The following is a 26345-nucleotide window of genomic DNA, read 5'->3' on the forward strand; positions in this document are numbered from 1 at the left end:
CCTCTCGTCATGCCGGGACTTCCTGCGTCTAGTCGAAGTAGCTCTTGAGGACACCGCGCCGACGGACGTCGAGGGTGGCGCAGTGCAGACCGCCGCCGAAGACGTAGTGATCCTTGAAGTCCACGAGAACCGGCTTCATGCCGAGGTTCTTGAGCATCTTGATGGTCGGTTCCTCGTGCTTGTCGACGACGACCCGTTCCTCGTCGAGGACCAGGAGGTTCATCGACAGCCACCGGCTGGAGAGCTGGAACTCCGCGGGCGCCACCCCTTCCGGAGCCTCGATGATCTCCCAGCCGGCGCGCTTGAACATGTCGAGGAGTTCTGGCGACAGACACGGCCGCGCCGGGCAGGTGAGCACCCGGCCTTCACCGAGCGGCACCCAGGTCGTGTCGATGTGGACCGGACCCGAGGAGCGGAAGCGTGCCCGGTGGATCCGGTACTCGCTGCCGAGGTGCCGCTCCAGCCACCGGATGCCGAGCTCGTTGGTGACCTGGCTGCGTTGCACGATGATGTCGCGGCCGAAGCGTACGAAGTCCGCGGCGTCGAAACAGGGTTCCGCCTCGTTGGTCATGTACTGGCCGACCAGCGGGCCCACGTTGTCCGGGATGTTGGGGTCGCCGCGGAAGAACGCGAGGTGTTCGTCCGGGTAGTCGTAGTCGTACATGTGCCGGCCCATCGAGCACTTCGGGGCCGCAGTCCACCGGGCCCCGCGCTCGAAGTACTGCTGTATCAGCGAATGGTACTTGAGGTGCTCGAAGTAGCGCGGAGGCAGTGCCATCGGCGCCTCGATGATCTCGTCCCCCACGACCAGGAGCACGTCGCGGACGTCGGCGTTGAAGAAGCCGGTCGACTCGAAGTACGGCGTGCGGAACTTCTTGGTGGCGTAATCGACGGGCTCGGGCCGGGTGACCTTGACTCCTTCGTCCTCCAGGACCTTCTGGAGGTTGTCGAGGGCCTTCGAAGCGCCTTGCACCAAATGCTCGGGGTAAGGCTCTCCGGCGTGCTCCCGGTAGAAGTCCCAGTAGTCACGGCGCACCATGACCTTCATCTCGTGCGTCAGGGGTGGAATCGTCACCCCCTCGATGGTGCCCACGATTACTTCCTCGAGAGGGTCCCACTCGTTGTGGGAACTGACTGCGGAAGTGACTGTTACCTCGTCTGCGCGTGAATCCGCGATGTTCAAGTTTCGTCCTCGTCTTGAGTGAGTCCACGGACAATACTGGCGGCGATGGCTGAGTTCCGTTGAGCTTGCGAGGTGGCATCGACCATGACAGACCGCGCCGGTATGAGCAACCAGAAACGTGTCTACGTGGACATGGTGGGAGACCTCTTTCACTCCGGGCATGTGTCGCTTCTCAAAGAGGCTCGTGAATTTGGTGACTACCTCATGGTCGGCGTGCTCTCCGACGAGGTGGTGGCCTCGTACAAGCGTCGTCCCATCATGAGTCTCGCCGAGCGAATCGCGGTGATCGAAGCGTGCCGCTATGTCGATGAGGTGCTGCCGAACGCGCCATATCGGGTCACTAAGGATTTCCTGGACCGACACGACATAGCGTTGGTGGTGCACGGCGACGACATCAAGCCCGAGGTCGTCGAGGAAATCTTTGGCGAGGTGTCCGCCGTCGGTAAGCTGCGGCTGGTCGCCTACACGCAGGGAATTTCCACCACAGACCTGATCACCCGGTGCCGAACGGCACGGTGATCACGATTCATGTGCTCCTCTCGCGGGTGCAGTGGCGGTACGGAGGGCGGCCCCGTTGATGTGCAGGGGCCCGTCGGGCATCTCGAACTCGTAGGTCAGCAGGGCGAGGCACTCGTCGATGTCGCGCATCATCTCCGCGGGTGAGCCGGCCGAGCCCGAGACGCAGTCCAGATAGGTCATGTCCGGGTCCAGCGGAGCACCGGGTATCACGTACAGCTGATAAGCGTCGATCATCGGGTGGCCCAGAAGAACGTCACGGCCGGATACGGAAACAAGGCGGCGTGCGTCCAGGGGAGCTCGCGTGGTGTATTGAAAGTGCGTCAGGCCGCCCGGCTTGCCTTCTGGAATTCCCGGTCGCCCTAGTGCCAGATCGGCGGCGACCTGTATGAGGTCAAGGCCCTGGGAACGCCGGTAAAGGGCGGCCATGAATCCTCCGAGCCGACCGTTCACCTCTATGATCCGAGGTCCTTGTGCGGTCAACTTCACCTCTGTGTGAGTGATGCCGTGCCGGACCCCGAGAGCGCGCAGCGCGGTTCCGACCAACTCCTCGACCTGGTCGAGCAGATCCGGGGCGAACGGCGCGGGACAGAAGTGGCCCATCTCACGGAACGGCGGCGACAGGGGGAACTTGCCGGTCACGCCGATGTGCCGGATGATGCCCTCGGAAGAGACCGACTCGACGGACACGTAGTCCCCGTACGGGTGCGTGGGCAGCCCGACCAGGTACTGCTCGGCGACCAGATCCTTCTCATGGCCGGCGGTGGCCCGGTCCAGCAGTCGCGCGACGAGTGCGCGTCCCTCGTCCGCGTCGCGCACCGGCCGAGCGTTCCTGCTCCGCTCGCCGCACCGGGGTTTGACCACCAGGGGCAGCCCGATCTCGTGGACAGCCGCGTCCCAGTCCTCGGTGCCCGTGATCAGCCGACTGTCCACGCCGCCCGCACCTGCGGCCGACAGCAGTGCGCGTTGGGTGTGTTTGTCGGTGAGAGCCGTGGCAGTGGCCACGTCATGCCCGGGAAGGCCCAGCCGCTCGGTGAGTGAGGCGCAGACGGGAATGCCACCCTCGCTGTAGGTGACGATGCCGGTGACTCCGGCGGCTTTCAATCGCGTCGCGTCGACCGTCGCATCGCCGGTCAACTCGACCACGGTGCCTGCCGTTGCGATCAGCGGCATGTAAGAACGTGCATAGGCGTCATTGCCGATGGCAAAGACGATGGGATCGTAATTTTCCAGCGCGATGAGCAGCTCGCGGGGCGAAATGGCCCCCTCGCTGAACAATACACACAAGGTCACCGGGCCAGTCACCTCTCCGTCTCCGATTTTGCCGATGGGCCTCTGCAAAACGCCGATTACCGCTCCTGGCCGACTGTCCGGCCGGGCCGAACATTATGCGGCGACTACGGGACAGGGAATACGTACGAGTGACCGCGCTCAGCTCCGCAACAATCGGTGGCCGCCTGGAGGAAGTTCCTCTAGGGTGTGCCCGGGGCTCGGCATAGTCGACTGAGGTCCGTTTCGTGATCACGTGGGGCCGAGCAGGGCGAGGGGGCGCCGCGGGGCGCCGCGGGCGAGGTTGCGCCAACTGGCTGTGGTTCGTGCCGTGTTGCTGGTCCGCACCTGGGATGCCTGCGTCTTGGGCGCCGTCCTCCGAGCCGACCGGCGTCGGTCGGGGCACTTGGCGTTCTGCGCACTGCTTCTGAACTTCGTGCGTCGCCTTCCTTCGACGAAGCCTCCGTCGGGCCTGGATCAGGCGGAGTCGCCCGGCCGAAGGGGACGTGCACTCACCCTCGACAGATGCCCCTCGAACACCTCCCGTGCCTCAGGCGTCAGCGTCCGCAGGGCCACCAGCGCCGTGATCACCACGTCGCACAGTTCCGCCTGGACGTCCTCCCACGTGTGGGTAACCCCCTTGCGGGGGTTCTGGCCGGTCGTGCCGATGATCGCCTCGGCCACCTCGCCGACCTCCTCCGAGAGTTTGAGGACGCGGAGGAGGAGGCCCTCGGTGCCGGGGTGGGTGCGGGTGGCCTCCAGGCGGGACCAGAGTTCGTCGATCGTCGGCCAGAGGGCGGCGGCGGTGCCGGTGGTGTCCTGATCGGTCATGCCGGGCAGCTTCCCATGCCCCCGGGACCGCGCCGTACCGGCCACCCTGTCCCCGGCACCGCGCCCTACGGCTACTCCTCGAACAGCACCTCCTGCTCCCCCTCCGCCTTCGCCCGTACCCGCTGGTTGCGTGCGCCGATCACCAGTGCCGTCGCCGCCGCCGTGACGCCGAGGGCCACCGGCACCATCCAGCCCCGGTCGAAGACGTGGCCGAGGGCGTGGTCGAGGGAGAGGCGGCCGGGGCCCGTCACAGCCAGGCCGGCTGCCGCCAGGCCCAGGCTCGCGGCGTACTCGTAGCCGCCCTCCTGGGCGAAGAAGCCGTTGGGCATGTGGACCGTCGCCGCCCCGGCCATCGCCCCGGCCGCCGCCGCACCCGCCGCCGGCGTCGCGAGGCCCAGGGCGAGGAGGGCGCCGCCGCCGGCTTCCGCGAGGCCCGCCGCCGTGGCGCTCGCCTTGCCGGGTGCATAGCCGACGGACTCCATGAACTGGCCGGTGCCCTCCAGACCGTGACCACCGAACCAGCCGAACAGCTTCTGCGTGCCGTGCGCGGCCAGCACCCCGCCGGTCCCCAGCCGGAGCAGCAGCAGGCCCAGATCACGTCGGTCGAAACAGCTCACGGTGACTCCCAAGCGGAGAGGCGCAGAGGCGCAGAGGCTCGTGTTTCCACCGTCGCAGGTCCGACACCCGTCGGCCCGCCGTGGATGGCGTTCGGGTGGCGGGACCAGGGTGCCGGTGTGACTCTGGCGCCATGACGATTCAGCCAGCCAAGCTCAGCGACCCAGCAGTCCGGGCCTTCGTGAACGCCGTCAACTCGCACGACAGGGAAGGCTTCATGGCGCTGCTCGCCCCCGGCGCCACCATGTCCGACGACGGCTCCGACCGTGACCTCGCCGAGTGGATCGACCAGGAGATCTTCTCGTCCCACGGCCACATGGAGGTCGACAACGAGTCCTCCGGCGGCCGGGCCCTGATCGCCCGCTACCGCAACGACACCTGGGGCGAGATGCGTACCAAGTGGATCTTTACCGTGGAGGACGACGGGCGGATCTCGCGGTTCGAGACCGGGCAGGCATAACAGCTCCCGGGGCTTGCCTTCGCGTGCGCTTCAACTCCTAGCGTCCTTGGGCATGACGAACAGCGCGAAGAGGACTCTGGGGCGCAGCAGTATCGACGTCAGCCCGCTCGGCTTCGGCTGCTGGGCCATCGGCGGGGAGTGGCAGTCCGCCGACGGACAGCCGCTCGGCTGGGGGAAGGTGGACGACGAGGAGTCCGTGCGGGCGGTACGCCGTGCGCTCGATCTCGGTGTCACCTTCTTCGACACCGCCGACGTCTACGGCACCGGGCACAGCGAGGAAGTCCTCGGCCGTGCCCTCGGCAAGCGGCGCGACGACGTCGTGATCGCCACCAAGTGGGGCAACGTCTTCGACCCGGACACCCGCACCCTCACCGGCAGCGACGACACCCCGGAGCACGCCCGGCGCGCCCTCACCGCCTCCCTGCGCCGTCTCGGCACCGATCACATCGATCTGTACCAGTTCCATCTGTCCGACGCCGACCCGGTGCGGGGCGCCGAACTCCGTGATATGTGCGAGGAGTTGGTCGGGGAAGGGCTCATCCGCGCCTACGCCTGGAGCACCGACGACCCCGACCGCGCCGCCGTCTTCGCCGAGGGGCCGCACTGCACGGCCGTACAGCACGCCCTCAATGTCCTCCAGGACGCGCCGCAACTCCTCGACCTGTGTGAGCGGATGGGGCTTGCGAGCATCAACCGCAGCCCGCTGGCCATGGGGTTGCTGGCCGGGAGGCGGAGCGGATCGCTGGAGGCCGGGGACATCCGGAGCCGCCCGCCGGCCTGGATGCAGGGGTACGACGGTGACGGCTCCGGGGCCGACGAAAGCTGGCTGACCCGGATCGACGCCCTGCGGGACGTCCTCACCAGCGGCGGCCGCACCCTCGCCCAGGGCGCCCTGGCCTGGATCTGGGCCCGCAGTCCGCACACCGTGCCCATCCCCGGCTTCCGGTCGGTCGCGCAGGCCGAGGCGAACGCGGGGGCGATCGGGAAGGGGCCGCTCACCGCCGGGCAGCTGGCCGAGATCGACCGGATCCTCGGCAGGTGAGCGACCCCGCCCCAGCTGGTTTCAGGAGCCGTCGATACCGAGCGCCAGACCCACCGCGATGACCAGAGAGGCCTTCTTGCGGCGGCTCAGCTCGCGCTTGAGATAGATGCCGAACATCCCGTTCCTCGAGGTTCTTGGCGCCCGCTGTGGGCGCTGCCACAAGCTGGGGAGGAACCTTTGAGCCGCCCTGGGCAAAGGGTGCGCAAGGGCTGAGAAAGCCGGGTACCTCATCGGATTTTCATAAGGTGGCAAATTCCACGGCGATGACGGACCCGCGATGCGGAAGTCGCTGCTGGGCGCGGTGTACCGTCCCCGGGTGCGCGAATGTTCCCGGCTCAGCCGGCGTGCCGTCCTCGGACTGACGGCCGCCGCCCTTCCCCTGTCCGCGACCACCCCGGCGTCCGCCGCGACGGTGATCGGCGGCGAGCAACTGGCCCGTACCGGCGTCCAGGTGCGCGGTGCCTCCGGGCTGCCCGAGAAGCTCACCGCCCGTTCCTGGCTGATCGCCGACTGCGCGAGCGGCGAGGTCCTCGCCTCGTACAACGCGCACCGGCGGCTCGCGCCCGCGTCCACGCTGAAGATGCTGTTCGCGGACACCGTGCTGAAGAAGTTCGACCGTACCCAGCGGTACACCGTCAAGGACTCCGATGTCGCCGACGTCCCGCTCGGCTCCAGCCTGGTCGGCATCAAGCCCGGCATCACCTACACCGTCGAGCAGTTGTGGCAGGGCGTGTTCCTGCGCTCCGGCAACGACGCCGTGCATGTGCTCGCCCACATGAACGGCGGCATCGCCAAGACCGTCGCCGAGATGCAGGCGAAGGCCGAGGACCTGCAGGCCCTGGACACCCATGTGGTCAGCCCCGACGGCTTCGACCACCCGGGCCAGATCTCCTCTGCGTACGACCTCACGCTGTTCGCCCGCCACGGCCTGAAGGACGCCGACTTCCGCGGCTACTGCGGCACGCGGACCGCCGACTTCCCGGCGGGCGGCAAGAAGACGTTCCAGATCCAGAACACCGACCGCCTGCTGACCGGGGCGTGGGGCCTGAAGACGTACGACGGCCTGATCGGCGTCAAGAACGGCTACACCAGCCATGCCGGCAATACCTTCACCGGCGCGGCCACCCGGGGCGGACGCACCCTGCTGGTCACCGTGATGCATCCGGCCACCGGCAGCAACGCCGTCTACGAGCAGACCGCCGCGCTGCTCGACTGGGGCTTCGGCCGCGGGCGTTCGGCGCGGGCGGTGGGCACGCTGGTCGATCCGCTCAGCGAGGGCGGGGCGAAGGCGAGTCCGGCGCCTTCGGAGGAGGCCGCGCAGGCGGCGGCCGGCGCGCCGGACCCGGGCTCCGGCGGACCGTCCACCGGCCGGCTCGTGGAGGGCGCGGGAGGTACGGCGCTGCTGCTGGCGGCGGCAGGGGCGCTGGTGGTCAAGCGGCGGCGCAGGGCGGTCGCGGCGGCCGCGAGGGCCGAGGCGGCGCAGCGGCCCGAGGAGGCCGAGCGGTCCGACGGGGCTGACGGGGGCACGGAGCCCGGCGGCCGGCACCGGCGCTGAACAGTGCGACGGCCGTTCCACCGACCGGCGTGCACCTCGCGTCCCGTCGCGAGGTCCACCCCCAACTCCGGCCCGGTGGAACGGCCGTCGCCTCCCCCCTCGGTGGTGGCTGCGGAACCATCGTGCTTCAACTGTGAAGCTCTCGTGAAGGAAAGTTGAGCATACCGGCCCGACGGGCCGCAATACCGCGGATGTTCGAATTCCGTTTGTGGTATGGGGGTCAACCCCGCCCGATGTACGGCATCGCCGTGGCCAGCACCGTCGCGAACTGCACGTTCGCCTCCAGCGGCAGGTCGGCCATGTGCCGCACGGTCCGCGCCACGTCGGCCACGTCCATCACCGGCTCCGGGACCACCTCACCGTTCGCCTGCAGCGCACCGGTCTCCATCCGGGCCGTCATGTCGGTCGCCGCGTTGCCGATGTCGATCTGCCCGACGGCGATGCGGTACGGCCGCCCGTCCAGCGACAGCGACTTGGTGAGGCCGGTCAGGGCGTGCTTGGTCGCGGTGTAGGCCACCGAGAGCGGGCGGGGCGTGTGGGCCGAGACGGAGCCGTTGTTGATGATCCGGCCGCCCTGCGGCTCCTGCTCCTTCATCCGGCGGTAGGCCGCCTGGGCGCACAGGAACGCCCCGTTGAGATTGGTGTCCACCACGTGCCGCCAGGCGTCGTACGACAGCTCCTCGACCGGCACCCCGCCCGGCCCGAAGGTCCCCGCGTTGTTGAACAGCAGGTCCACCCGGCCGAACCGGTCCGCCGTCGCCGCGAACAGCGCGTCCACGTCCTCGGGCCGGGACACGTCGGTGCGTACGGCGAGGGAGGCGCCCTCCGGCACCAGCGCCGCCGTCGCCTCCAGCGGCTCGGTGCGCCGGCCGGCCAGCGCCACCGACCAGCCGGCCCGCAGCAGTTCCACGGCGACGGCCCGCCCGATGCCGGAGCCGGCGCCGGTCACCACCGCGATCTTCGATTGCCTTTCAGTCATGGCACCGCAGCGTAGGCGGCAGGTCCGCCATGCGGAATGCCATGTCCGCCATACGGTTGCCCGACGGCGGCGGCCACCGCCTGCCCGGGATACCGGTTCACACCGTCACCGCGACCGCGTCTCCCGGATACCGCACCCCGATCCGCTCCCGCACCGCGTCCAGGGTCCGCATCACCGCCAGTGAACCCTCCAGCGGCACCAGCGGCGACTCCTTCTCACCCGCCCGCAGCGCCCGCATGACCTCGATCGCCTCGTGCCGCAGGGTGGTGCGCGGCCCGTCGGCAAGGTCGGCGGCGAACTCCTCCGGATCGCGGCCGTCGCGGCGCAGCACGAACCGCTCCGGGTGGAAGAAGCCGGACGGGACGTCGATCCGGCCGCGCGAACCGGTCACCGACGCCGTGCCGCCCGTACCGCCGACGATCGAGCAGTGCAGCGCGGCCATCGCCCCGCTCGCCCAGGACAGCACCGCGCCCGTCTGGAGGTCGACGCCCTCCGGCGACAGCAGCGCGCTCCCCGCCACCACGTCCGGCTCGCCCAGCAGCAACTGCGCGAACGACACGGGGTACACGCCCAGGTCCAGCAGCGCCCCGCCGCCCAGCGCCGGATCCCGCAGCCGGTGGCCGGCGGGCTGTGTCTTATGGCGCGCCTCCGGCACGACGACCGGCAAGACCGAAGTCGGCCTGCACCGTGCGGACCTCGCCGATCGCCCCGTCGTCCACCAGTGCCTTCAGCCGCCTGACCAGCGGATTGCAGTACATCCACATCGCCTCCATCAGCAAGCGGTGGTCGCGCTCCCGCGCCAGCGCGACGAGTTCCTCCGTCCTGCGCAGGTTCAGCGTGAACGGCTTCTCGCACAGCACGCTCCGCCCCGCCTCCAGGCACAGCCCGGCCGCCACGCGGTGCGCCGAGTGCGGAGTGGCGACGTACACGACATCGATGTCCGGGTCCGCCGCCAGCGACTCCCAGTCGCCGTGGCGCACCTTCTGCTCCACCATCGCCCCACTCATCGGTCCTGTGTGCCCCGGCAGTGTGTACGAGCTGAGAGCATAGGTGCCGGTCGCTTTCGTCAGGCGGTCGCTTCACCGAAGGGAGGGGACGGATGCGCGAGCACACGGCGCCATCGGCACCTGAGGCGCAGCCCACGTCCGTTCCTGCTCGGCCGTCCGCCGCCAACCGCCGCACCGGCCTGCTCGTCACGCTCGTCCTCGGCGGCCTCACCGCGACACCCCCGCTCGCGATGGACATGTACCTCCCGTCCCTGCCGGAGGTCACCGAGTCCCTGCGCGCGCCCGCCGCCACCGTCCAGCTCACCCTCACCGCCTGCCTGCTGGGCATGGCACTCGGGCAGCTGGTCGTCGGCCCGATGAGCGACCGCTGGGGCCGCCGCCGTCCGCTGCTCGCCGGCCTCGCCGTCTACCTCCTCGCCACGGCCCTGTGCGCCCTCGCCCCGAACGTCGAGACGCTGGTCGCCCTCCGGCTGGCCCAGGGCCTCGCGGGCGCCGCCGGCATCGTGATCGCCCGGGCCGTCGTACGCGACCTGTACGACGGCGATGCCATGGCCCGCTTCTTCTCCACCCTGATGCTGGTCTCCGGGGTCGCGCCGATCGTGGCGCCGCTGATCGGCGGGCAGATCCTGCGGGTGACCGACTGGCGGGGCGTGTTCGTCGTCCTGACGGCGGTCGGCGTCGTGCTGGCCGCGCTCGTCCGGCTGCGGCTGCCGGAGACCCTGCCGCCGGAGGAACGGCACGACGGGGGAGTCGGGGCGGCCCTGCGCGCGATGCGCGGCCTGCTCGCCGACCTGCCCTTCACCGGCTACATGCTGACCGGCGGCTTCGCCTTCGCCGCGCTGTTCGCGTACATATCCGCCTCCCCCTACGTCGTCCAGGAGATCTACGGCGCCTCCCCGCAGACCTTCAGCCTGCTGTTCGGCCTCAACTCGGTCGGCCTGGTGATCGCCGGGCAGGTCAACGGCAAGCTGCTGGTCGGCCGGGTCGCCCTGGAGAAGGTGCTGGCCTACGGCCTCGCGGTGATCGTGCTCGCCGCGACCGCCCTGCTGCTGATGTCCACCGGCGCCCTCGGCCAGGTCGGTCTGCCGCCGATCGCCGCCGCGCTCTTCGTCCTCATGTCCGCCATGGGCATCACCCTTCCCAACGCCCAGTCCCTCGCCCTGCTGCGCACCCGGCACGCCGCCGGCTCCGCCTCCGCCCTGCTCGGCACCTCCTCCTTCCTCGTCGGAGCGGTCGCCTCACCGCTCGTCGGCGTCGCCGGAGAGCACACCGCCGTACCCATGGCGATGGTCCAACTGGTGGGAGCACTGGTCGCGGCGGCCTGCTTCGTGGGAATGTGCCGTCCCTGGAACACACGTGGGAACACACGTGCGGGGTCGGAGGGAGACGAGAACTGAGCGCACCGAGACTGCGCGCCGACACGCCGGAACGGGCCGGGCTCGACCCGGTGGAACTCGGGCACCTGGTCGGCGAGGTGCACGCCCTCACCGCCGGAGACCGCCCCTGGGCGGCCGGCGCCGTCGTGCTGGCCGGACGCGGACCCGTGATCGCCGTGGCCGAGGCCGCGGGCTGGGCCGTCCGCTACTCCGGCTACGACCCCGAGACCGACACCGGTGTCGAACTGCCGCCCGCCGCCCGGGTCCCGGCCACCGTCGACACGCCCTTCGACCTGGCCTCCCTCACCAAGCTGTTCACCTCCGTCGCCGCCGTGCAGCAGATCGAGCGCGGCACCCTCGGCATGGACGCCCGGGTCGGCGACTACCTGCCCGACTTCCACGCCGCGGCCGTGCACGGCATCACCGTGCGGCAACTGCTCACCCACACCTCCGGGCTGCGCCCCGAGCTGCCGCTGTACGACTGCCCCGACGACGCGAGCCGGCTGGCCCTGCTGCGCGCCGAGGCCCCGACGGGTGAGCCGGGACGCCATCTGTACTCGGACCTGAACATGCTCCTGCTCCAGTCCGTGCTGGAGCGCATCACCGGCCGGACCCTCGACGTCCTCGTCCAGGACGGAATCACCCGGCCGCTCGGCATGACGACGACCAGCTTCGGGCCCTGCCCCGGCGCGGCCGCCACCGAGGACCAGCGGCGGCCCTGGGCCAAGGCGGACCGGGGAATGCTGCGGGGCGTGGTGCACGACGAGAACGCCTGGGCGCTGGGCGGCGTGGCCGGGCACGCCGGGCTCTTCTCCACCGCCCGCGACCTGGCCGTCTTCTGCCGCACCCTGCTCGCCGGCGGCTCCTACGGCCCCGCCCGCATCCTCGGCCCCGACTTCGTCGAGCTCCTGCTCACCCCGCCGGGGCTGGGCTTCGCCATGGACCAGCCGTGGTTCATGGGCGAACTCGCGGGGCACGGGGCGGCGGGGCACACGGGCTTCACGGGTACGTCGCTCGTCCTCGACCCGAGGACGGACACGTTCCTGATCCTGCTGGCCAACACGGTGCACCCGCGGCGCAGGCCGGCGGACAGCGGGCCGAGGGCGAGACTGGCGACACGGCTGGCGAGGGCGGTGATCTGAGTCCGGCCCTCCAGCCGACGGTTCCGGGTGGGCGCCCAGCCATACAATCGCCAGGTGAACGACACCCTCCGTAGCACCCTCGCGGAGCTTCTCGACGGACTCCCGCCCACCCAGGCCGCCGGAGCGGTGGAACGGCTGATCGCCCACTACCGGGGCGACACCCCCACGCACGCCCCGATCCTGCGCGACCGTGCCGACGTGGCCGCCTACGCCGCCTACCGCATGCCCGCCACCTTCGAAGCGGTCCACTCGGCGCTGGAGGCGTTCGCACAGACCGTCCCCGACTGGACACCCGGCAGCCATGTCGACGTAGGCGGCGGCACCGGCGCCGCGACCTGGGCCGTCACCGCGACCTGGCCCGGCGAGCGCAGCGTGACCGTGCTGGACTGGGCCGAGCCCGCCCTCGCCCTCGGCCGGGAGATCGCCGCCGCCAACCCGGCCCTGCGCGGCGCCCGCTGGCAGCGCGCCCGGATCGGCGCCGACCTCACCCTGGACGACACCGACCTCGTCACGGTGTCGTACGTCCTCAACGAACTCTCCGAGCCCGACCGCGCCGCCCTCGTCGACGCCGCCGCGGCCGCCGCGCAGGCCGTGGTGATCGTGGAGGCCGGCACCCCGGCCGGCTACGCCCGCGTCATCGAGGCCCGCGACCGTCTGATCCGCGCCGGACTGCACATCGTCGCCCCCTGCCCGCACAGCGCCGCCTGCCCCATCGAGCCCGGCCGGGACTGGTGCCACTTCTCCGCCCGGGTCAGCCGCTCCTCGCTGCACCGCCAGGTCAAGGGCGGCACCCTGCCGTACGAGGACGAGAAGTTCTCGTACGTCGTGGCCACCCGCCTGGCCGCCGCGCCGGCTCCCTCCCGGGTGATCCGGCGACCGCAGATCCGCAAGGGCCAGGTGCTCCTGGACCTGTGCGAGGCCGGCGAACGGCTGGCCCGTACGACGGTCACCAAACGCCATGGCCCCCTGTACAAGGCGGCCCGGGACGCCGAGTGGGGAGATTCGTGGCCGCCGGAGGACTCCCCAGAGGAGCCGTCCGCGTAGCCGCCGCGGCTTGTCGCCGTCGCCCACCCCAGACACCCCCAAGCGCACGAAGATGGGACGATAAGGCACACTGTCCGCACACCAGCGAGGCGACGACCAGACTGAGGGGATAGATGAGCGCGACGTTCGGCGGCCGGTCAGGCCGGCAGGGCAAACTCTCCCAGTGGCTGCGCGGACGCCGCCCGAAGGAGGCCGCCGACGACGGGGGCCGTGAGGCCGTGCTGCTCGCCGCCGCCGCGGCGGGCCTGCCGCTCGCCCCCGCCGCACACCCCGCCCCCGGCTACCGCTGTTCCTGCGACCGCGTCGGCTGTCCCACCCCGGCCCGGCACCCGGTGTCGTTCGCCTGGCAGACGCAGTCCACCACCGACCGCGCGCAGATCGAACGCTGGTCCCGGCACCAGCCGCAGGCCAACTTCATCACCGCGACCGGAATGGTCCACGACGTCCTGGACGTCCCCTTGGCAGCCGGGCGGGAGGCCCTGGACCGGCTGCTCTCCTCCGGCGTCGAGGTGGGACCCGTCGCCGAGAGCGACGACGGCCGCATGCTGTTCTTCACCCTCACCCGCGGCACCCCCGAGGACGAGGACGAGTGGTGGCCCTGCGAGCTGGACTGCCACCCCGAGACCATGGACGAGCACCCGGGGCTGCGCTGGCACTGCCGGGGGTCGTATGTGCTCGTACCGCCCGCCCGGCTCCCCGGTGACGATCAGCAGGTGCGCTGGGTGCGGGGGCCGGAGCATGCGCTGCCGGATCCGTTGAGCCTGTTGGAGGCGCTCACCGATGCGTGTGCGCGGTACGCGGGGGCTGACCATCAGGGTGCGGCCTGGCCACTGCGGCATTAGGCGCCGGGCGGGGCGCTTTACTCGCCCTGTGCCGAGGTAAGCCCCGGCACCCGCCCCAGCACCGACACCTTGCCGCTGCCCGCCGGGTCCAGGGCCACCTCTGCCGACATGAACTCCAGCGTCAGGGACTGTTTCACCTCGCCCTTGGTCAGGGCCTGGACGTCCTTGCCCTGGGGCGGCACCGTCGTACCCGTGGCGGCGGTCTGCTTCTCGTAGTGGTGCGTGGTGAAGAACACCAGCGCCCCGCCGTCCGCCGTGCGCAGCGCCACCGGCGCGTAGCCGCCGTTCGTCAGCGGCGCGTCGATGAACTGGGTGACCAGGCCCGGCTTACGGGCCCGCTTGGCCCGGTCGGCGCGCTCGACGCTGGTGTACCTGCCGGCGGCGAAGGTCTGGCCGCCCTTCTTCAGGTACGTCGTGTACTCCTGGCCCAGTTTCCCGGGCGCGACGGCGAGCTGTGCGGAGCCGGCCGGTACCGCCTCGGCCCAGCCGTCCTTGTCCGTCTTGAACTCCGGTACGGCGGCGGGCGCCACCAGGGTGATGTACGCCACCCGCCAGCGTTCGCCCAGGTCTCCCCGGGTGAACACCATCAGCCAGCGCGCCGTGCCGGTCTTGTTGCCCTGGGCGTCGGCGACGAACCAGCGCGGCCAGCCGGCCTTCTTGGGGATCGTGACCTTCACGTCCGACAGCTTCAGCGGCACGTGGTTCGGGTTGCCGGAGGGGCTGTTGGCGCGCCCGGCCTTCAGCCGCGCGGCGGTGATGTCGCCGAACGGGCCGGTGAGGTAGGGCGCGTCCAGGGAGTTGTCGTAGGCCTTGTCGGCCTTGTTGTACGCGGCCGTGAACGCGGTGAGCGCCTTGGCGGCCTCGGCGCGGGTGGCGGCGGGGAGCACCTCACGCTCCCCGTGAACCACCACGCATCCGCTCGCCGTCAGCGACAAAGCGGTCAGCGAGGCCGCTATGAGTGCGTTCCGGTCACGCCTGCGGAGCCTGCGCGGGCTGCGATCCCTGCTCATCGGGTCCCTTCACCTTCGCCTTTCCGGAGGCGAACCCTACCGGGGCGAGGAAGATCGCGAGCGTCGGGATCAGGTACAGCAGCCACACCGTGATCTGGAGGACGGTCGGGTCGGGCTGGAAGTTGAACACGCCCTTCAGCAGGGTGCCGTACCAGCTGTCCGGTGGGACGGTGTCGCTGATGTCGAAGGCCAGGCTGGTCAGGCCGGGCAGCCAGTTCGCCTCCTGCAGGTCGTGGAAGCCGTAGGCGAGGACGCCCGCCGCGACCACGACCAGCATGCCGCCGGTCCAGGTGAAGAACTTCGCCAGGTTGATCCTCAGGGCACCCCGGTAGAACAGCCAGCCGAGGAGGACGGCCGTGGCGAGGCCCAGCGCCACGCCGATCAGCGGGCGCGGGGTGCCGTCGGACGCCGCGTGCACCGAGGCCCATACGAACAGCGCGGTCTCCAGGCCCTCCCGGCCGACGGCCAGGAATGCCGTGGCGACCAGCGCGCCGGTACCCATGGCGAGCGCCGCGTCCAGCTTGCCGTGCAGCTCCGACCTCAGGTGCCGGGCGGTGCGCCGCATCCAGAACACCATCCAGGTCACCAGGCCGACGGCGACGACGGAGAGGGAGCCGCCGAGCGCCTCCTGCGCCTCGAACGTCAGCTCCTGGGAGCCGAATTCGAGGGCGCAGCCGAAGCCCATCGCGATGGAGATCGCGATGCCGATGCCGATCCAGATCGGCTTCAGGGCGTCCCGGCGGCCGGTCTTGACGAGGTAGGCGATCAGGATGCAGACGACGAGCGACGCCTCCAGTCCCTCGCGCAGGCCGATCAGGTAGTTGGAGAACACGGGCTACGCCTCCTTGGCGAACAGCGTGCGGCCCCACCAGTCGCCGGAGTCCCGGACGCCGGGCGGTATCGCGAAGACCGCCGAACCCACGTGCTGGATGTACTCGTTGAGGGCGTCGTGCGCCGACAGCCTGCGCTGCAGCGGGATGAAGCCCTTGCGCACGTCCCGCTGGTAGGCCAGGAAGAACAGGCCGGCGTCGAGGCGGCCGAGGCCGTCGGTGCCGTCGGTGAAGGAGTAGCCCCGGCGCAGGATGGTGATCCCGGCGTTGGCGTCCGGGTGTGCGAGCCGGACATGCGCGGTCGGCTTCATCGCCTTCAGGAACGGCGCGTCATGCTCCTCGGCCCTGCCGACCGGGGCGCCCTCGCGCTTGTCCCGCCCGAACACGTCCTCCTGCTCCTGGAGCGAAGTCCGGTCCCAGGTCTCGATGTTCATGCGGATGCGCCGGGCGACGAGGTACGACCCGCCGGTCATCCAGGCGTCCTTGCCGCCGGCATCCCCGTCGCCGACCCACACGAACTTCTTCAGCCGGTCGGTCTCGGTGCCCGCGATGTTGCGGGTGCCGTCCTTGAACCCGAAGAGGTTGCGCGGGGTCTGCGCGTCCGGGGTGGTCGAGGAGGTCTTGCCGAAGCCGAGCTGGGACCAGCGCACGGCGACCTTGCCGAAGCCGATGCGGGCGAGGTTGCGGATGGCGTGCACGGCGACCTGAGGGTCGTCGGCGCAGGCCTGGATGCACAGGTCGCCGCCGGTGCGGGCCTTCTCCAGGTTGTCGCCGGGGAACTTGGGCAGGTCGACCAGGGCCTCGGGCCGCCGGTCCTTGAGCCCGAACCTGTCGAAGAGCGACGGCCCGAAGCCGATGGTCAGCGTCAGACGGGACGGCTTCAGCCCCATCGCCTCACCGGTGTCGTCCGGCGGGGCCTCGGCGAGCCCGTCGAAGGCGCCCTCGCCGACCGGCTTTCCGGCGGTCATCCGCCGGGCCGCCGCCGTCCACTCCTTCAGCATCCGGACGAACTCTTCGCGGTCGTCGGTCTTCACGTCGAACGCGGCGAAGTGCAGCCGGTCCTGCACCGGGGTGGCGATGCCCGCCTGGTGGGCGCCGTGGAACTCCACCGCGCCGCCCGCTTCGGCGGCGGCCGGGTCCAGGTCGTTGCCGGTCGTGGTCATCGCCACGGCCCCGCCGGCCGCGGCGGCGCCGAGCGCGAGCCCGGCACCGCCCCAGCCGATCAGTGCGCGGCGCGACGGGTTGGCGCCGCTGGTGTGCTGCTCGGTCATGGCTACCTCACCACCGCGGCGGCGAGCTTGGACAGCGGCTCGGCGAGCGCGTTCACCGCGTCCGACAGCTCCTTGCGCTGGTCCTCGGTGACCTTGGCGTAGGAGACGAAGTCGTACGGGGCCCTGCCCGAGCGGTACTTGTCCAGCAGGCCGTTCAGCGCGGTGAACTGCTTGTCCAGCTCCTCGGTCAGCGCCGGGTCGTTCTTCGTGGCGACCGGCTTCAGCAGCTCGTACGCCTTCTGGGCGCCCTCGACGTTGCCCTTGAAGTCGACCAGGTCGGTGTGGGCGTAGCGGTCCTCCTCGCCGGTGACCTTGCCGGTGGCGACCTCGTCCAGCAGCTCCTTGGCGCCGTTGGCCATGGAGGTCGGGGTGATCTCGGCCTTGCCGACCCGCTCCTGCCAGTCCTTCAGGTCGGTCACCAGCCGGCCGGCGAGCGCCTTCTCCTCGGCGCCGATCTTCTTGTCCTGCCAGAGGGCCTTCTCCAGCCGGTGCCAGCCGGTCCACTTCTGGCCGTCCTCCAGGCCGTCCTCGCGGACGTCGACCTTCGGGTCGATGTCACCGAAGGACTCGGCGACCGGCTCGGTGCGCTCCCAGCCGAGGCGGGAGAGGCCGTAGGCCTGCTTCGCGGCGTCCAGGTCGCCGGCCTTGACCGCCTTGGCGAAGGTCTCGACCCGCGGCAGCGTCTCGTCGGCCTGGTCCTGGGCGTACTGCCGGTACTCGGCGACGGCCGCGTCCAGCTTCGGGTCCCGCTTGGCGGTCGTGCCCGCGCCGGTCACGGTGAGCTTCTGGCGGACGCCGTGGCCCTTCATGCCCGGGCGGCAGGCGATCTCGTACGACCCCGCCTTCACCTCGGCGGTCAGTGTGTACCTGGTGCCCGGCCCGATGTTCTCCTTCTCGGAGACGATCCGGTCGTCCGTGAACAGGATCTCGACCTCGGTGGCCTTGGCGCCCTTGTTCTCGATCTTCAGCGTGACCTGGCCGGCCGGGACCGACTTCGCCGAGGTGTCGCACGTGGAGTCGGCCGCGGTGACCTGGATGGCGTCGCCGTCCTTGGCGTCGCTCTTCGCGGTGCAGGCCGTGAGGGCGGTCAGGGCGGCCACCGTGGTGGCGGCGGTGACGGTCAGTCGGACGGCTCGCATGCGGACTCCAGGCAGATCTGGTTTGGTGAGGCTGCCCTAACTTACCTGAGTCTTACCTCGCTCATACCCTCCGGGGTCGTGATCCAGATCTCAAAGGTCAGCGCCACCCGTGCGCCGGTCGCCACCACCGACCACGGGCTGACCGTCGCGATGTTTCAATGCCCCCGTGACTGACTACGACGTACTCCGCGTCTTCTGTGGACCGAACGGCGGCTACGGCAACGAGCTCGGTGTCGTCCGCGACGGCTCGGTACTGCCCGAGCGGAGCGACCGGCAGGAGCTGGCGGCCAAACTCGGCTTCAGCGAGACCGTGTTCGTGGACGACCCCGAGCGCGGCGTGATCGACATCTACACGCCCACTCTGCGGCTGCCCTTCGCCGGTCACCCCTGCGTCGGCACTGCCTGGCTGCTCGACGTGCCCGAACTCGTCACGCCCGCCGGGATCGTCGGCGCCCGGCTGGACGGAGAGTTCAGCTGGATCGAGGCCCGCGCGGAGTGGGCGCCGCCACGCACCCTGCGGCAGTACGGCAGCGCCGCCGAGGTCGACGCCCTGCAGATCCCGGCCCCCGGCGACTGGATCTACGCCTGGGCCTGGGAGGACGAGGCGGCCGGCCGGATCCGCGCCCGCGCCTTCCCCGGCCGGAACGACGGCATCGACGAGGACGAGGCCACCGGCGCGGCGGCCCTCCTCCTCACCGATCAACTGGGCCGCGCCCTCAACATCACCCAGGGCAAGGGCTCCCAGATCCTGACCGCGCCCCAGCCGGAGGGGTGGGTGGAGGTCGGGGGCCGGGTGTTCCTGGAGCGTTAGCCGCCCCGGAGCGCTAGGCGCTCAGCGGGAACTCCGCACCCAGCGCCCGGAACACCGCCGTGTTCAGGGCGAAAGCCCGCTTGCACTCCCCGACGACCCGCTGCTTCTCCAGCTCGTCCACGTCCACGGCGTCCAGCAGTGCGCGGTAACTCCGCTTGAAGGCCGCCGGGTTGGAGACGCCCTCGAAGACGTAGAAGCGGACGCCGTCGCCCTTCTTCGCGAAGCCCCAGGTCTTCTCCGCCCGGTCGCGGATGATCTGACCGCCGGACAGGTCGCCCAGATAGCGGGTGTAGTGGTGGGCGACATAGCCGCCGGGCCAGCGCTCGGCGCACTCGCGGACCCGGGCCGCGTACTCCCGCGTGGCGGGCAGAGCGCTCAGGCTCGCCCGCCATCCCGGCCCGCGCAGATGCGCCAGGTCCCGCTCCAGCGCGGCCAGCCGGAACAGCTCCGGCCGGACGAACGGCCCCGCCACCCGGTCCGCCGCCAGCCGCCCGGCGCCGTTCTCCAGCGCCTCGTACACGAACCACAGCTGCTCGGTGTAGCGCGCATAGGCGGTCACGCCCAGCCGGCCGCCGAGCAGGTCGCTCATGAACGACGACGTCTCCGCCTCCACGTGTGCCTCATGGGACGCGGTGCGGATGAGGGTCGAGAAGGAGGAGTCCATGAGGCCGTCCCATCTTGCCGACATCCTGTCGGTAAAAGACTACAAGAGAAAGCCCGCCCTCGCAGAGGGCGGGCCGTGCGGTCGTGGCGGAAGCGAGCGCGGCGTTACGGCAGGGTCAGGATGTCCGCGCCGGTCTCCGTCACCACCAGCGTGTGCTCGAACTGGGCCGTCCGCCTGCGGTCCTTCGTCACGACCGTCCAGCCGTCGTCCCACATGTCGTACTCATGGGTGCCCAGCGTCAGCATCGGCTCGATCGTGAACGTCATGCCCGGCTGCATCACCGTCGTCGCGTGCGGGCTGTCGTAGTGCGGGATGATCAGGCCCGAGTGGAAGGAGGAGTTGATGCCGTGGCCGGTGAAGTCACGGACGACTCCGTAGCCGAAGCGCTTGGCGTAGGACTCGATGACCCGGCCGATGACATTGATCTGCCGGCCCGGCCGGACCGCCTTGATCGCGCGGTTCAGGGACTCCCGGGTCCGCTCCACCAGCAGCCGGGACTCCTCGTCCACGTCCCCGACCAGGTAGGTGGCGTTGTTGTCGCCGTGCACCCCGCCGATGTACGCCGTCACGTCCAGGTTGACGATGTCCCCGTCCCTGAGGACCGTCGAGTCCGGGATGCCGTGGCAGATGACCTCGTTGATCGACGTGCACAGGGACTTCGGGAAGCCGCGGTAGCCGAGCGTGGACGGGTAGGCGCCGTGGTCGCACATGTACTCGTGGGCGACCTTGTCCAGCTGGTCCGTGGTGACCCCCGGCGCGATGATCTTCGCGGCCTCCTCCATCGCCTGCGCGGCGATACGGCCGGCGATCCGCATCGCCTCGATGATCTCCGGGCTCTGCACCTCAGGACCGGTGTACGGCGCCGGCGCGGGCTTGCCGACGTACTCGGGGCGGCGGATGTTTCCGGGGACCGAACGGGTGGGGGACAGCTCCCCCGGTACGAGCAGCGACTGGCCAGACATGCAGCGAGTCTATCGAGCCGAGTTGGGGGATCATGTCGTTGGCGAGAGGAGCTGTCCATGCCCCTGTTCAAGAAGCGCACCGTCGGCAAGCCGGGCGAGTGGTACTACTGCCTGGAGCACAAGAAGGTCGAGGAGGGCCCGGAGTGCCCGGGCAAGGACCGCTTCGGGCCGTACGCCTCCCCGGAGGAGGCCCGGCACGCCATGGAGACGGCCGCGGAGCGCAACCTCCAGTGGGAGAACGACCCGCGCTGGCACGACGCGCCGGCCGGTGGGAGCGGCGAGGAGGACTGATCAGGCTTCTACGGCCGTGCGCTGCTCGCGCATCCGCACCGCGTGCTCGTTGGTGCGGGCGTCGTACGTCATGAGCCCCGGAAGGCACAGCGCGAGCAGTCCCATGGCGCCCGCGCACGCCAGCCCGCCGGAGACGACGGAGGTCCGTACGCCCGCCCAGGCGGCCAGGCCGCCCGCCCGGACCTGGCCGAGCTGCGGGCCGACCGAGTAGGACAGCAGCTCGATCCCGGCGAGCCGGCCGCGCAGCTCGTCCGGGATCGTCTGGTTCCACATGGCTGACCGGAAGATCCCGCTGACCATGTCGAAGCCGCCGCCGACGGTCAGGAACAGGAGCACCAGCCACACGTTCCCGCAGATACCGGCCGCCGCGACCGCGAGGCCCCAGCCCGTGGCCGACAGCACCACCATCAGGCCGTGCCGGTGGATCCGGGAGGCCCAGCCGCTGGTCAGGCTCACCAGCATCGCTCCGGCCGGGACGGTGGCGTACATCAGTCCGAGCGCCCAGTCGGCGTGCAGCTCGTCGGCGAGGAACGGCAGTACCGCGAGCGGCATGGCCAGGAACATCGCCGCGAGGTCGACGACGTAGGTGCCCAGGAGTTCCTTACGGCTCCAGGCGTAGCGGGCGCCTTCCAGGATGGCGTGCAACGAGGGCTTCGACGCCTCGTGGGAGGCGGGGGAGGGGGCGATCCGGACGATGTACGCCAGCGAGACGGCGAAGGTCAGCAGATCGGCGGCGTACGCCCAGCCGAGGCCCGCGTAGGCGACGACCACGCCGGCGAGGGCCGGTCCGGCGACACCGCCGACGGTCCAGCGCAGGGAGTTCAGCGAGGCCGCGGCGGGCAAATCGGCGTGGGCGACGATCCGGGGCCACAGGGAGTCGAGGGCCGGGCGCTGGACGGAGACCAGGGCGGAGGAGAGGGCGGCGACGGCGTACAGCGGCCAGACCACCGGGTGCGGGAGCAGCGCGTTGACCAGCAGGGCTGCGCTGAGCAGGCCCTGCCCGGCCTCCGTCCACACGATGAGCTTCCGCTTGTCGAGCGCGTCGGCGAGGGCACCGCCGTACAGTCCGCAGATGATGAGCGGCAGCAGCTCTACGGCCCCGATCGCGCCCACCGCTGCGGTCGACTCCGTCAGGTCCTTCAGCTGGACCGGCAGCGCGACGAAGGTCAGGAAGCTGCCGAAGTTGCTGATCAGGCCCGACTTCCAGAGGCGGCGGAAGTCCGCGGAGGCCTTCCAGGGGGAGAGGTCGGGGAGGAGGGCGCGGGTCACTGAGGCATGTTCTGCGGGCCGGGATCACCGGGCAACTGTTTTTCCCCGACGGCACGGTCGGCCGAGCAAGGTCACCAAGGGGCGGGTGGCGGGGCCGTCAGGATCTCCGCCAGCCTCGACAGACGGTCCCGGAAGCTCCGCCGAACCCTCGGAGAGACCCCGCCCCCGTTCTCGCCGGCCGCCGCGCTGACCAGGTGCTGGACGGTGTCCAGGTCCAGCTCCGCACCCTCCGGTACGGCCAGCGTGTCATGGGCCAGCGCCGTGAGGTCACCGGCGCACGGGCCGAGGGCCAGCACGGTGACCCCGGCCCGGCGGGCGTCGTGCACCCGCTCAAGGAGCGGCGCGGGCTCCGAGGGAGCCACGACCAGCAGGGTCTCACCCCGCCGCGCCGCCTCGATCCGGCCCGGCCCCACGGCCAGATGGGCCGGGTCGGAGGGGCGCGCGTGATGCCGTACCAGGGTCGGCGCCAGCTCGGGCGTCCCGGACCACGCGGCCTCGTCCACCAGATGCGCCGCCAGATGCCACGGCTCGTACTCCGGCGTGCCCACCAGCAGCAGCCCGCCCCCGTGCGCCACCACCGACCCGCGCAGCACCCCCGCGAATCTCCGGGTGGCCCCCAGCCACTCGGTCCCGGCGAGCACTTCCCGCAGCAGCGCGACCCGTACGGCGTCCATGCGCCCGCATCCTGCCGCAACCGGTCACTCGTGACGCGGAGTTCACCCGGAATTCGCCCACAACGGGGACATTCACCGGTCACCGAGCGAACAGGTCCCCACACGAACCGGTCCCCGTCCCCTCCCGAGGAGCCGCCCGATGACCGAGGTCACCGTCCCCTTCCGTGCCGGACACGAGGGTTACGCCAGTTTCCGGATCCCGGCGGTCGTGGCCACCGGTGCCCGTACCCTCCTCGCCTTCTGCGAGGGCCGCGTCGACTCCGCCGCCGACCACGGGCACATCGACATCGTGCTCAAGCGGTCCACGGACGGCGGCCGCACCTGGGGCCCGCTCCAGGTCGCCGCGCGCAACGGCGACGGCCTCGCCGGAAACCCCGCCCCCGTCGTCCTCGACACCGGCCGCGTCCTGCTCGTGCACATCCGGGCCGCCGCCACCGCCACCGAGGCCGCCATCCTGCGCGGGCAGGTGCCGGACGCCGACGGTCGGCGGATCTGGGTGCAGCACAGCGACGACGACGGGGTGACCTGGTCCGCGCCCAGGGAGATCACCGCGCAGGTGAAGAAGCCCGGCTGGCGCTGGTACGCCACCACCCCCGGCCACGCCCTCCAGCTGAGCACCGGCCGCATCCTCGTCCCCGCCAACCACACCCTGCCGCCCACCGGCACCGACACAGGCGCCGAACCGCAGTACAACAGCGGCCACTGCCTGCTCAGCGACGACCGGGGGGAGTCCTGGTACCTCGGGTACCTCGATGAGAACACCGACGGGTACATCAACGTCAACGAGACCACCGCCGCCGAACTCCCCGACGGCCGCGTCTACTTCAACACCCGCAACGACAGCCCTTCCCCCGGCAACCGCGCCGACGCCCACTCGACGGACGGCGGGATGACCCTGGTCAAGCCGTTCCGGCCGCAGGCCGGGCTGGCCGCACCCGTCTGCGAGGCATCCGTCCTCCAGCTCCGCGACCCGGACCTGCTCCTCTACTCCGGCCCGGCCGACCCCGCCTTCCGCGCCCTGATGACGATCCACGCCTCCGCCGACGGCGGCACCACCTGGCGCACGGCGTGCACCGTCGACGGGCTGCCCGCCGCCTACTCCGACCTGGTCCGCGTCGACCGGGACACGGTGGGACTCCTCTACGAGACCGGCGACTTCAGCGCCTACGAGACCATCACCTTCCGCCGGGTGCCCGTGCGCCGCCTCTCTTGAGCGTGCCGCAAGTGCCACGGACGTAGGCTCGCCCCATGACCTCTACCGACAGTGCACAGACCCCTGCCAAGGCCCCCGCCAAGGACCCCTGGGACCTGCCCGACGTCTCTGGATACGTCGTCGGCGTGCTCGGCGGCACCGGACCGCAGGGCAAGGGCCTCGCCTACCGGCTCGCCCGGGCCGGCCAGAAGGTGATCATCGGCTCCCGGTCCGCCGACCGCGCCCGGGCCGCCGCCCAGGAGTGCGGCCACGGCGTCGAGGGCGCCGACAACGCCGAGGCCGCGCGCCGCAGCGACATCGTGATCGTCGCCGTACCGTGGGACGGCCACGGCGACACGCTGAAGGCACTGCGCGACGAACTGGCCGGCAAGCTCGTCGTGGACTGCGTCAACCCGCTCGGCTTCGACAAGAAGGGCGCCTACGCGATCCGGCCCGAGGAGGGCAGCGCCGCCGAGCAGGCCGCCGCCCTGCTGCCGGACTCCCGGGTCGCCGCCGCCTTCCACCACCTGTCCGCCGTCCTGCTCCAGGACCCGGAGATCGAGCAGATCGACACCGATGTGATGGTGCTGGGCGAGGAGCGGGCCGACGTCGAGATCGTGCAGGCCCTCGCCGGGCGCATCCCCGGCATGCGCGGCGTCTTCGCCGGGCGGCTGCGCAACGCCCACCAGGTCGAGTCGCTGGTCGCGAACCTGATCTCCGTCAACCGCCGCTACAAGGCACACGCCGGGCTCCGCGTCACCGACGTCTGAGCGGATGGGGGACACTGTTCGCCGTAGCAGTGTCCCCCGCAAGGAGCCGACCCCCATGCCCCTTCTGCCCCCGCCCACCCGGACCCGGCGACTCGCCCTCTACACCCTGGTCGTCTGCGTGCTCGCCGTGGCCGCCGCCGTCGTCTCCTTCGTCCAGGGCAGCTGGCTGGGGATCGTCTGGGTGCTGCTGGCGGGCCTGACGTCCAACATGACCTGGTACTACATCAGGCGCGGCCGCTCGGCCTAGGCCCAGAAGCGGTAGAGGCTCCAGCCGTACGAGGTGTCCCGTTCGCTGACTCCCAGTCCACGCAGGATCGCGTCGATCATGTGGAAGAACGCGCTGTTGATCGACGGCACCCACAGCAGCGCGAACGCGAACAGCAGGCCGAATGGCGCGAACGGCTCCACCTGGCGCTTCACCTTGTACGACAGCCACGGCTCGATCACGCCGTAGCCGTCCAGGCCCGGCACCGGCAGGAAGTTCAGGATCGCCGCCGTCACCTGCAGCAGAGCCAGGAAGGCGAGCGCGAACCGGAAGTCGCTCGGTATGCCGTCCAGGGCGTCCAGCCAGAAGGGTGCCGTGCACACCGCCGCGAACAGCACGTTCGTCAGCGGACCCGCCGCCGAGATCAGGCTGTGCCGCCAGCGGCCCCGGATCCGGCCGCGCTCGATGAACACCGCGCCGCCGGGCAGACCGATCCCGCCCATGATCACGAAGAGGACCGGAAGGACGATGCTCAGCAGCGCGTGCGTGTACTTCAGCGGGTTCAGGGTGAGGTAGCCCTTCGTGCCGACCGTGAGGTCGCCGCTGTGCAGGGCCGTGCGCGCGTGCGCGTACTCGTGCAGGCACAGGGAGACGATCCAGGCCGCGGTCACGAACAGGAACACCGCGATGCCCGGCTGTGCCGCATACCCCGTCCAGGTGGCCCAGCCCGTCACCGCCGTCACGGCCAGGATCCCGACGAACACGGGACTGACCCGGCGCTCGCCGCGGCGGGTGGTGGCGGTGGTCATCGGCGGTCTCCTGTGCGCTGGCGACGGTGCGGAGTGCGACCGTACCGGCCGCGCCCTCGCGGGGGAAACGTCTCGCGCCCGCCGTCCGGTTCCTGGACCCTGGGGGGATGCCACGGATGAGGGTGTTCTACGAGGACTGGCAGATGGGCTGCTGCGGCACGCCGTTCGCGGTGGGTGACGAGGTGGCGTGGAAGCTGGTCGCCTACGACGCCGAAGGCGTCCGGCAGGGCCACGGCTACGGCGCCGAGGCGTGGGTGGAGAACCACGGCGGCCCGGACCGTCCGACCACCGGCCGGGTCCACGCCGTCGACCTGGTCCACGAGGAGTACAGCTACCACCTGCCCGACCCCGAGCTCGAAGCCGTGGCGCCGGAGGGCGCCGTCGTCGTCCGGGGCATGGGGCGCTGCCTCGAACCAGTACCGGGGACCGTCACGCTGGAGCCCGTCGACAACTGCCCGAAGTGGTTCGGGGAAGTGGACCGCGGCACCGCGGACGGCATGGGGCGGGTCCGCCGCACCTGCGGCGTCCTCGTCACCCTGGAGGTCCCGGACGGCACGCCGCCGCAACCCGGTGACCATCGGTGACCG

Annotated in this window: 28 protein-coding genes and 1 pseudogene; 14 read left to right on the forward strand and 15 right to left on the reverse strand. The window is 70.9% G+C overall.

All coding sequences use genetic code 11. The annotated features are described in order from the left end of the window. Positions 1-28: 28 nt before the first annotated feature. Complete coding sequence (locus tag ACZ418_RS03880) at positions 29-1093, reverse strand: amidinotransferase (protein ID WP_468356446.1); 1065 nt, start codon at positions 1091-1093, stop codon at positions 29-31. Between the two features lie 174 nt (positions 1094-1267). On the opposite strand from ACZ418_RS03880, the gene ACZ418_RS03885 reads away from it, so the two are divergent. After that, the gene (locus tag ACZ418_RS03885; protein WP_468356449.1) at positions 1268-1702 is read left to right on the forward strand and encodes an adenylyltransferase/cytidyltransferase family protein; all 435 of its coding nucleotides are present in this window, start codon (positions 1268-1270) and stop codon (positions 1700-1702) included. Here ACZ418_RS03885 and ACZ418_RS03890 read toward each other — a convergent pair whose 3' ends face one another. The 3 genes from ACZ418_RS03890 to ACZ418_RS03900 all read right to left on the reverse strand — a co-directional run bounded on the left by ACZ418_RS03890 (position 1703) and on the right by ACZ418_RS03900 (position 4416). Further along, positions 1703-2992, reverse strand: coding sequence for an ATP-grasp domain-containing protein (locus ACZ418_RS03890; RefSeq protein WP_468356452.1), 1290 nt, complete (start codon positions 2990-2992; stop codon positions 1703-1705). A gap of 453 nt (positions 2993-3445) precedes the next feature. Further along, positions 3446-3799, reverse strand: a complete 354-nt coding sequence (locus ACZ418_RS03895) for a MazG-like family protein (protein WP_468356455.1) — start codon at positions 3797-3799, stop codon at positions 3446-3448. Positions 3800-3870: 71 nt separating this feature from the next. Continuing rightward, positions 3871-4416 (reverse strand): DoxX family membrane protein, encoded by a 546-nt coding sequence (locus ACZ418_RS03900; RefSeq protein ID WP_468356458.1) that lies wholly within the window; start codon positions 4414-4416, stop codon positions 3871-3873. 131 nt (positions 4417-4547) lie between these two features. Here ACZ418_RS03900 and ACZ418_RS03905 point away from each other — a divergent pair, with 131 nt between their 5' ends. The 3 genes from ACZ418_RS03905 to ACZ418_RS03915 all read left to right on the forward strand — a co-directional run bounded on the left by ACZ418_RS03905 (position 4548) and on the right by ACZ418_RS03915 (position 7471). After that, positions 4548-4874, forward strand: a complete 327-nt coding sequence (locus ACZ418_RS03905) for a nuclear transport factor 2 family protein (RefSeq protein ID WP_468356461.1) — start codon at positions 4548-4550, stop codon at positions 4872-4874. Positions 4875-4926: 52 nt separating this feature from the next. After that, the gene (locus ACZ418_RS03910) at positions 4927-5916 is read left to right on the forward strand and encodes an aldo/keto reductase (RefSeq protein ID WP_468356464.1); all 990 of its coding nucleotides are present in this window, start codon (positions 4927-4929) and stop codon (positions 5914-5916) included. 277 nt (positions 5917-6193) lie between these two features. Beyond that, complete coding sequence (locus tag ACZ418_RS03915; RefSeq protein ID WP_468356467.1) at positions 6194-7471, forward strand: D-alanyl-D-alanine carboxypeptidase family protein; 1278 nt, start codon at positions 6194-6196, stop codon at positions 7469-7471. Between the two features lie 220 nt (positions 7472-7691). Here ACZ418_RS03915 and ACZ418_RS03920 read toward each other — a convergent pair whose 3' ends face one another. Both ACZ418_RS03920 and ACZ418_RS03925 read right to left on the reverse strand, forming a co-directional pair. Further along, positions 7692-8450, reverse strand: a complete 759-nt coding sequence (locus ACZ418_RS03920) for an SDR family oxidoreductase (protein ID WP_468356470.1) — start codon at positions 8448-8450, stop codon at positions 7692-7694. 97 nt (positions 8451-8547) lie between these two features. After that, positions 8548-9478 (reverse strand): annotated as a pseudogene (locus tag ACZ418_RS03925) (Gfo/Idh/MocA family protein). Positions 9479-9549: 71 nt separating this feature from the next. On the opposite strand from ACZ418_RS03925, the gene ACZ418_RS03930 reads away from it, so the two are divergent. The 4 genes from ACZ418_RS03930 (at position 9550) to ACZ418_RS03945 (ending at position 13861) form a co-directional block, all read left to right on the forward strand. Beyond that, complete coding sequence (locus ACZ418_RS03930) at positions 9550-10854, forward strand: multidrug effflux MFS transporter (RefSeq protein ID WP_468356473.1); 1305 nt, start codon at positions 9550-9552, stop codon at positions 10852-10854. After that, complete coding sequence (locus ACZ418_RS03935) at positions 10794-11975, forward strand: serine hydrolase domain-containing protein (RefSeq protein ID WP_468356476.1); 1182 nt, start codon at positions 10794-10796, stop codon at positions 11973-11975. The genes ACZ418_RS03930 and ACZ418_RS03935 overlap by 61 nt, the downstream gene beginning before the upstream one ends. A 54-nt stretch (positions 11976-12029) precedes the next feature. After that, positions 12030-13019, forward strand: a complete 990-nt coding sequence (locus ACZ418_RS03940; protein ID WP_468356479.1) for a small ribosomal subunit Rsm22 family protein — start codon at positions 12030-12032, stop codon at positions 13017-13019. Between the two features lie 113 nt (positions 13020-13132). After that, on the forward strand, positions 13133-13861 hold the full coding sequence (locus tag ACZ418_RS03945) for a bifunctional DNA primase/polymerase (protein ID WP_468356482.1): 729 nt from the start codon (positions 13133-13135) through the stop codon (positions 13859-13861). Between the two features lie 17 nt (positions 13862-13878). On the opposite strand, the gene ACZ418_RS03950 is transcribed toward ACZ418_RS03945, so the two are convergent. The 4 genes from ACZ418_RS03950 to efeO are packed head-to-tail and all read right to left on the reverse strand — an operon-like array spanning position 13879 to position 18111. Further along, on the reverse strand, positions 13879-14871 hold the full coding sequence (locus tag ACZ418_RS03950; protein WP_468356485.1) for an SCO2278 family lipoprotein: 993 nt from the start codon (positions 14869-14871) through the stop codon (positions 13879-13881). Continuing rightward, on the reverse strand, positions 14831-15703 hold the full coding sequence (efeU, locus tag ACZ418_RS03955) for an iron uptake transporter permease EfeU (RefSeq protein ID WP_468356488.1): 873 nt from the start codon (positions 15701-15703) through the stop codon (positions 14831-14833). Before efeU ends, ACZ418_RS03950 begins: the two co-directional genes overlap by 41 nt. 3 nt (positions 15704-15706) lie before the next feature. Next, entirely contained in the window at positions 15707-16972 is a 1266-nt protein-coding gene (gene efeB / locus ACZ418_RS03960) for an iron uptake transporter deferrochelatase/peroxidase subunit (RefSeq protein WP_468356491.1), read from the reverse strand. 2 nt (positions 16973-16974) lie between these two features. Then, positions 16975-18111 carry an iron uptake system protein EfeO gene (gene efeO / locus ACZ418_RS03965; protein ID WP_468356494.1) on the reverse strand — a complete coding sequence of 379 codons (1137 nt, stop codon included), beginning with the start codon at positions 18109-18111 and terminating at the stop codon, positions 16975-16977. 166 nt (positions 18112-18277) lie between these two features. Between efeO and ACZ418_RS03970 the strand changes: the two genes are divergently transcribed. Beyond that, on the forward strand, positions 18278-18922 hold the full coding sequence (locus ACZ418_RS03970; RefSeq protein WP_468356497.1) for a PhzF family phenazine biosynthesis protein: 645 nt from the start codon (positions 18278-18280) through the stop codon (positions 18920-18922). A 13-nt stretch (positions 18923-18935) separates the two neighbouring features. Here the strand turns inward: ACZ418_RS03970 and ACZ418_RS03975 are convergent, their stop codons facing one another. Then, positions 18936-19586, reverse strand: a complete 651-nt coding sequence (locus ACZ418_RS03975) for a biliverdin-producing heme oxygenase (RefSeq protein WP_468356500.1) — start codon at positions 19584-19586, stop codon at positions 18936-18938. 104 nt (positions 19587-19690) lie between these two features. Continuing rightward, positions 19691-20548, reverse strand: coding sequence for a type I methionyl aminopeptidase (gene map, locus ACZ418_RS03980; protein WP_468356503.1), 858 nt, complete (start codon positions 20546-20548; stop codon positions 19691-19693). Positions 20549-20605: 57 nt separating this feature from the next. On the opposite strand from map, the gene ACZ418_RS03985 reads away from it, so the two are divergent. Then, the gene (locus tag ACZ418_RS03985) at positions 20606-20839 is read left to right on the forward strand and encodes a hypothetical protein (RefSeq protein ID WP_468356506.1); all 234 of its coding nucleotides are present in this window, start codon (positions 20606-20608) and stop codon (positions 20837-20839) included. Here ACZ418_RS03985 and ACZ418_RS03990 read toward each other — a convergent pair whose 3' ends face one another. Together ACZ418_RS03990 and ACZ418_RS03995 are read right to left on the reverse strand one after the other, a co-directional pair. Next, positions 20840-22108, reverse strand: a complete 1269-nt coding sequence (locus ACZ418_RS03990) for an MFS transporter (protein WP_468356509.1) — start codon at positions 22106-22108, stop codon at positions 20840-20842. Between the two features lie 71 nt (positions 22109-22179). Beyond that, positions 22180-22782 (reverse strand): hypothetical protein, encoded by a 603-nt coding sequence (locus ACZ418_RS03995; protein WP_468356512.1) that lies wholly within the window; start codon positions 22780-22782, stop codon positions 22180-22182. 139 nt (positions 22783-22921) lie between these two features. On the opposite strand from ACZ418_RS03995, the gene ACZ418_RS04000 reads away from it, so the two are divergent. The 3 genes from ACZ418_RS04000 to ACZ418_RS04010 are packed head-to-tail and all read left to right on the forward strand — an operon-like array spanning position 22922 to position 24991. Then, positions 22922-23995: a sialidase family protein gene (locus ACZ418_RS04000; protein WP_468356515.1), complete on the forward strand. Its 1074-nt coding sequence runs from the start codon at positions 22922-22924 to the stop codon at positions 23993-23995. A 35-nt stretch (positions 23996-24030) separates the two neighbouring features. Next, positions 24031-24744 (forward strand): NADPH-dependent F420 reductase, encoded by a 714-nt coding sequence (gene npdG, locus ACZ418_RS04005; protein WP_468356518.1) that lies wholly within the window; start codon positions 24031-24033, stop codon positions 24742-24744. 4 nt (positions 24745-24748) lie between these two features. Then, entirely contained in the window at positions 24749-24991 is a 243-nt protein-coding gene (locus ACZ418_RS04010; RefSeq protein ID WP_468356521.1) for a hypothetical protein, read from the forward strand. Here the strand turns inward: ACZ418_RS04010 and ACZ418_RS04015 are convergent. Next, complete coding sequence (locus ACZ418_RS04015; protein ID WP_468356524.1) at positions 24988-25758, reverse strand: site-2 protease family protein; 771 nt, start codon at positions 25756-25758, stop codon at positions 24988-24990. The genes ACZ418_RS04010 and ACZ418_RS04015 overlap by 4 nt on opposite strands. A gap of 107 nt (positions 25759-25865) precedes the next feature. Between ACZ418_RS04015 and ACZ418_RS04020 the strand changes: the two genes are divergently transcribed. Next, on the forward strand, positions 25866-26342 hold the full coding sequence (locus ACZ418_RS04020) for a DUF6578 domain-containing protein (protein ID WP_468356527.1): 477 nt from the start codon (positions 25866-25868) through the stop codon (positions 26340-26342). Positions 26343-26345 lie beyond the last annotated feature (3 nt).

Source organism: Streptomyces sp. NPDC030820 (assembly GCF_055572075.1).

Excerpts from the sequence above, each read along its gene's own strand:
- ACZ418_RS04015 (WP_468356524.1), bottom strand. The coding sequence starts at position 25,758 with ATGACCACCGCCACCACCCGCCGCGGCGAGCGCCGGGTCAGTCCCGTG.
- npdG (WP_468356518.1), top strand. The coding sequence starts at position 24,031 with ATGACCTCTACCGACAGTGCACAGACCCCTGCCAAGGCCCCCGCCAAG.
- ACZ418_RS03920 (WP_468356470.1), bottom strand. The coding sequence starts at position 8,450 with ATGACTGAAAGGCAATCGAAGATCGCGGTGGTGACCGGCGCCGGCTCC.
- ACZ418_RS03915 (WP_468356467.1), top strand. The coding sequence starts at position 6,194 with ATGCGGAAGTCGCTGCTGGGCGCGGTGTACCGTCCCCGGGTGCGCGAA.
- ACZ418_RS03995 (WP_468356512.1), bottom strand. The coding sequence starts at position 22,782 with ATGGACGCCGTACGGGTCGCGCTGCTGCGGGAAGTGCTCGCCGGGACC.
- ACZ418_RS03985 (WP_468356506.1), top strand. The coding sequence starts at position 20,606 with ATGCCCCTGTTCAAGAAGCGCACCGTCGGCAAGCCGGGCGAGTGGTAC.
- ACZ418_RS04010 (WP_468356521.1), top strand. The coding sequence starts at position 24,749 with ATGGGGGACACTGTTCGCCGTAGCAGTGTCCCCCGCAAGGAGCCGACC.
- ACZ418_RS03975 (WP_468356500.1), bottom strand. The coding sequence starts at position 19,586 with ATGGACTCCTCCTTCTCGACCCTCATCCGCACCGCGTCCCATGAGGCA.
- ACZ418_RS03945 (WP_468356482.1), top strand. The coding sequence starts at position 13,133 with ATGAGCGCGACGTTCGGCGGCCGGTCAGGCCGGCAGGGCAAACTCTCC.
- ACZ418_RS03885 (WP_468356449.1), top strand. The coding sequence starts at position 1,268 with ATGACAGACCGCGCCGGTATGAGCAACCAGAAACGTGTCTACGTGGAC.
- ACZ418_RS03950 (WP_468356485.1), bottom strand. The coding sequence starts at position 14,871 with ATGAGCAGGGATCGCAGCCCGCGCAGGCTCCGCAGGCGTGACCGGAAC.
- ACZ418_RS03905 (WP_468356461.1), top strand. The coding sequence starts at position 4,548 with ATGACGATTCAGCCAGCCAAGCTCAGCGACCCAGCAGTCCGGGCCTTC.
- efeB (WP_468356491.1), bottom strand. The coding sequence starts at position 16,972 with ATGACCGAGCAGCACACCAGCGGCGCCAACCCGTCGCGCCGCGCACTG.
- ACZ418_RS04000 (WP_468356515.1), top strand. The coding sequence starts at position 22,922 with ATGACCGAGGTCACCGTCCCCTTCCGTGCCGGACACGAGGGTTACGCC.
- map (WP_468356503.1), bottom strand. The coding sequence starts at position 20,548 with ATGTCTGGCCAGTCGCTGCTCGTACCGGGGGAGCTGTCCCCCACCCGT.
- ACZ418_RS03910 (WP_468356464.1), top strand. The coding sequence starts at position 4,927 with ATGACGAACAGCGCGAAGAGGACTCTGGGGCGCAGCAGTATCGACGTC.
- ACZ418_RS03895 (WP_468356455.1), bottom strand. The coding sequence starts at position 3,799 with ATGACCGATCAGGACACCACCGGCACCGCCGCCGCCCTCTGGCCGACG.
- ACZ418_RS04020 (WP_468356527.1), top strand. The coding sequence starts at position 25,866 with ATGCCACGGATGAGGGTGTTCTACGAGGACTGGCAGATGGGCTGCTGC.
- efeO (WP_468356494.1), bottom strand. The coding sequence starts at position 18,111 with ATGCGAGCCGTCCGACTGACCGTCACCGCCGCCACCACGGTGGCCGCC.
- ACZ418_RS03930 (WP_468356473.1), top strand. The coding sequence starts at position 9,550 with ATGCGCGAGCACACGGCGCCATCGGCACCTGAGGCGCAGCCCACGTCC.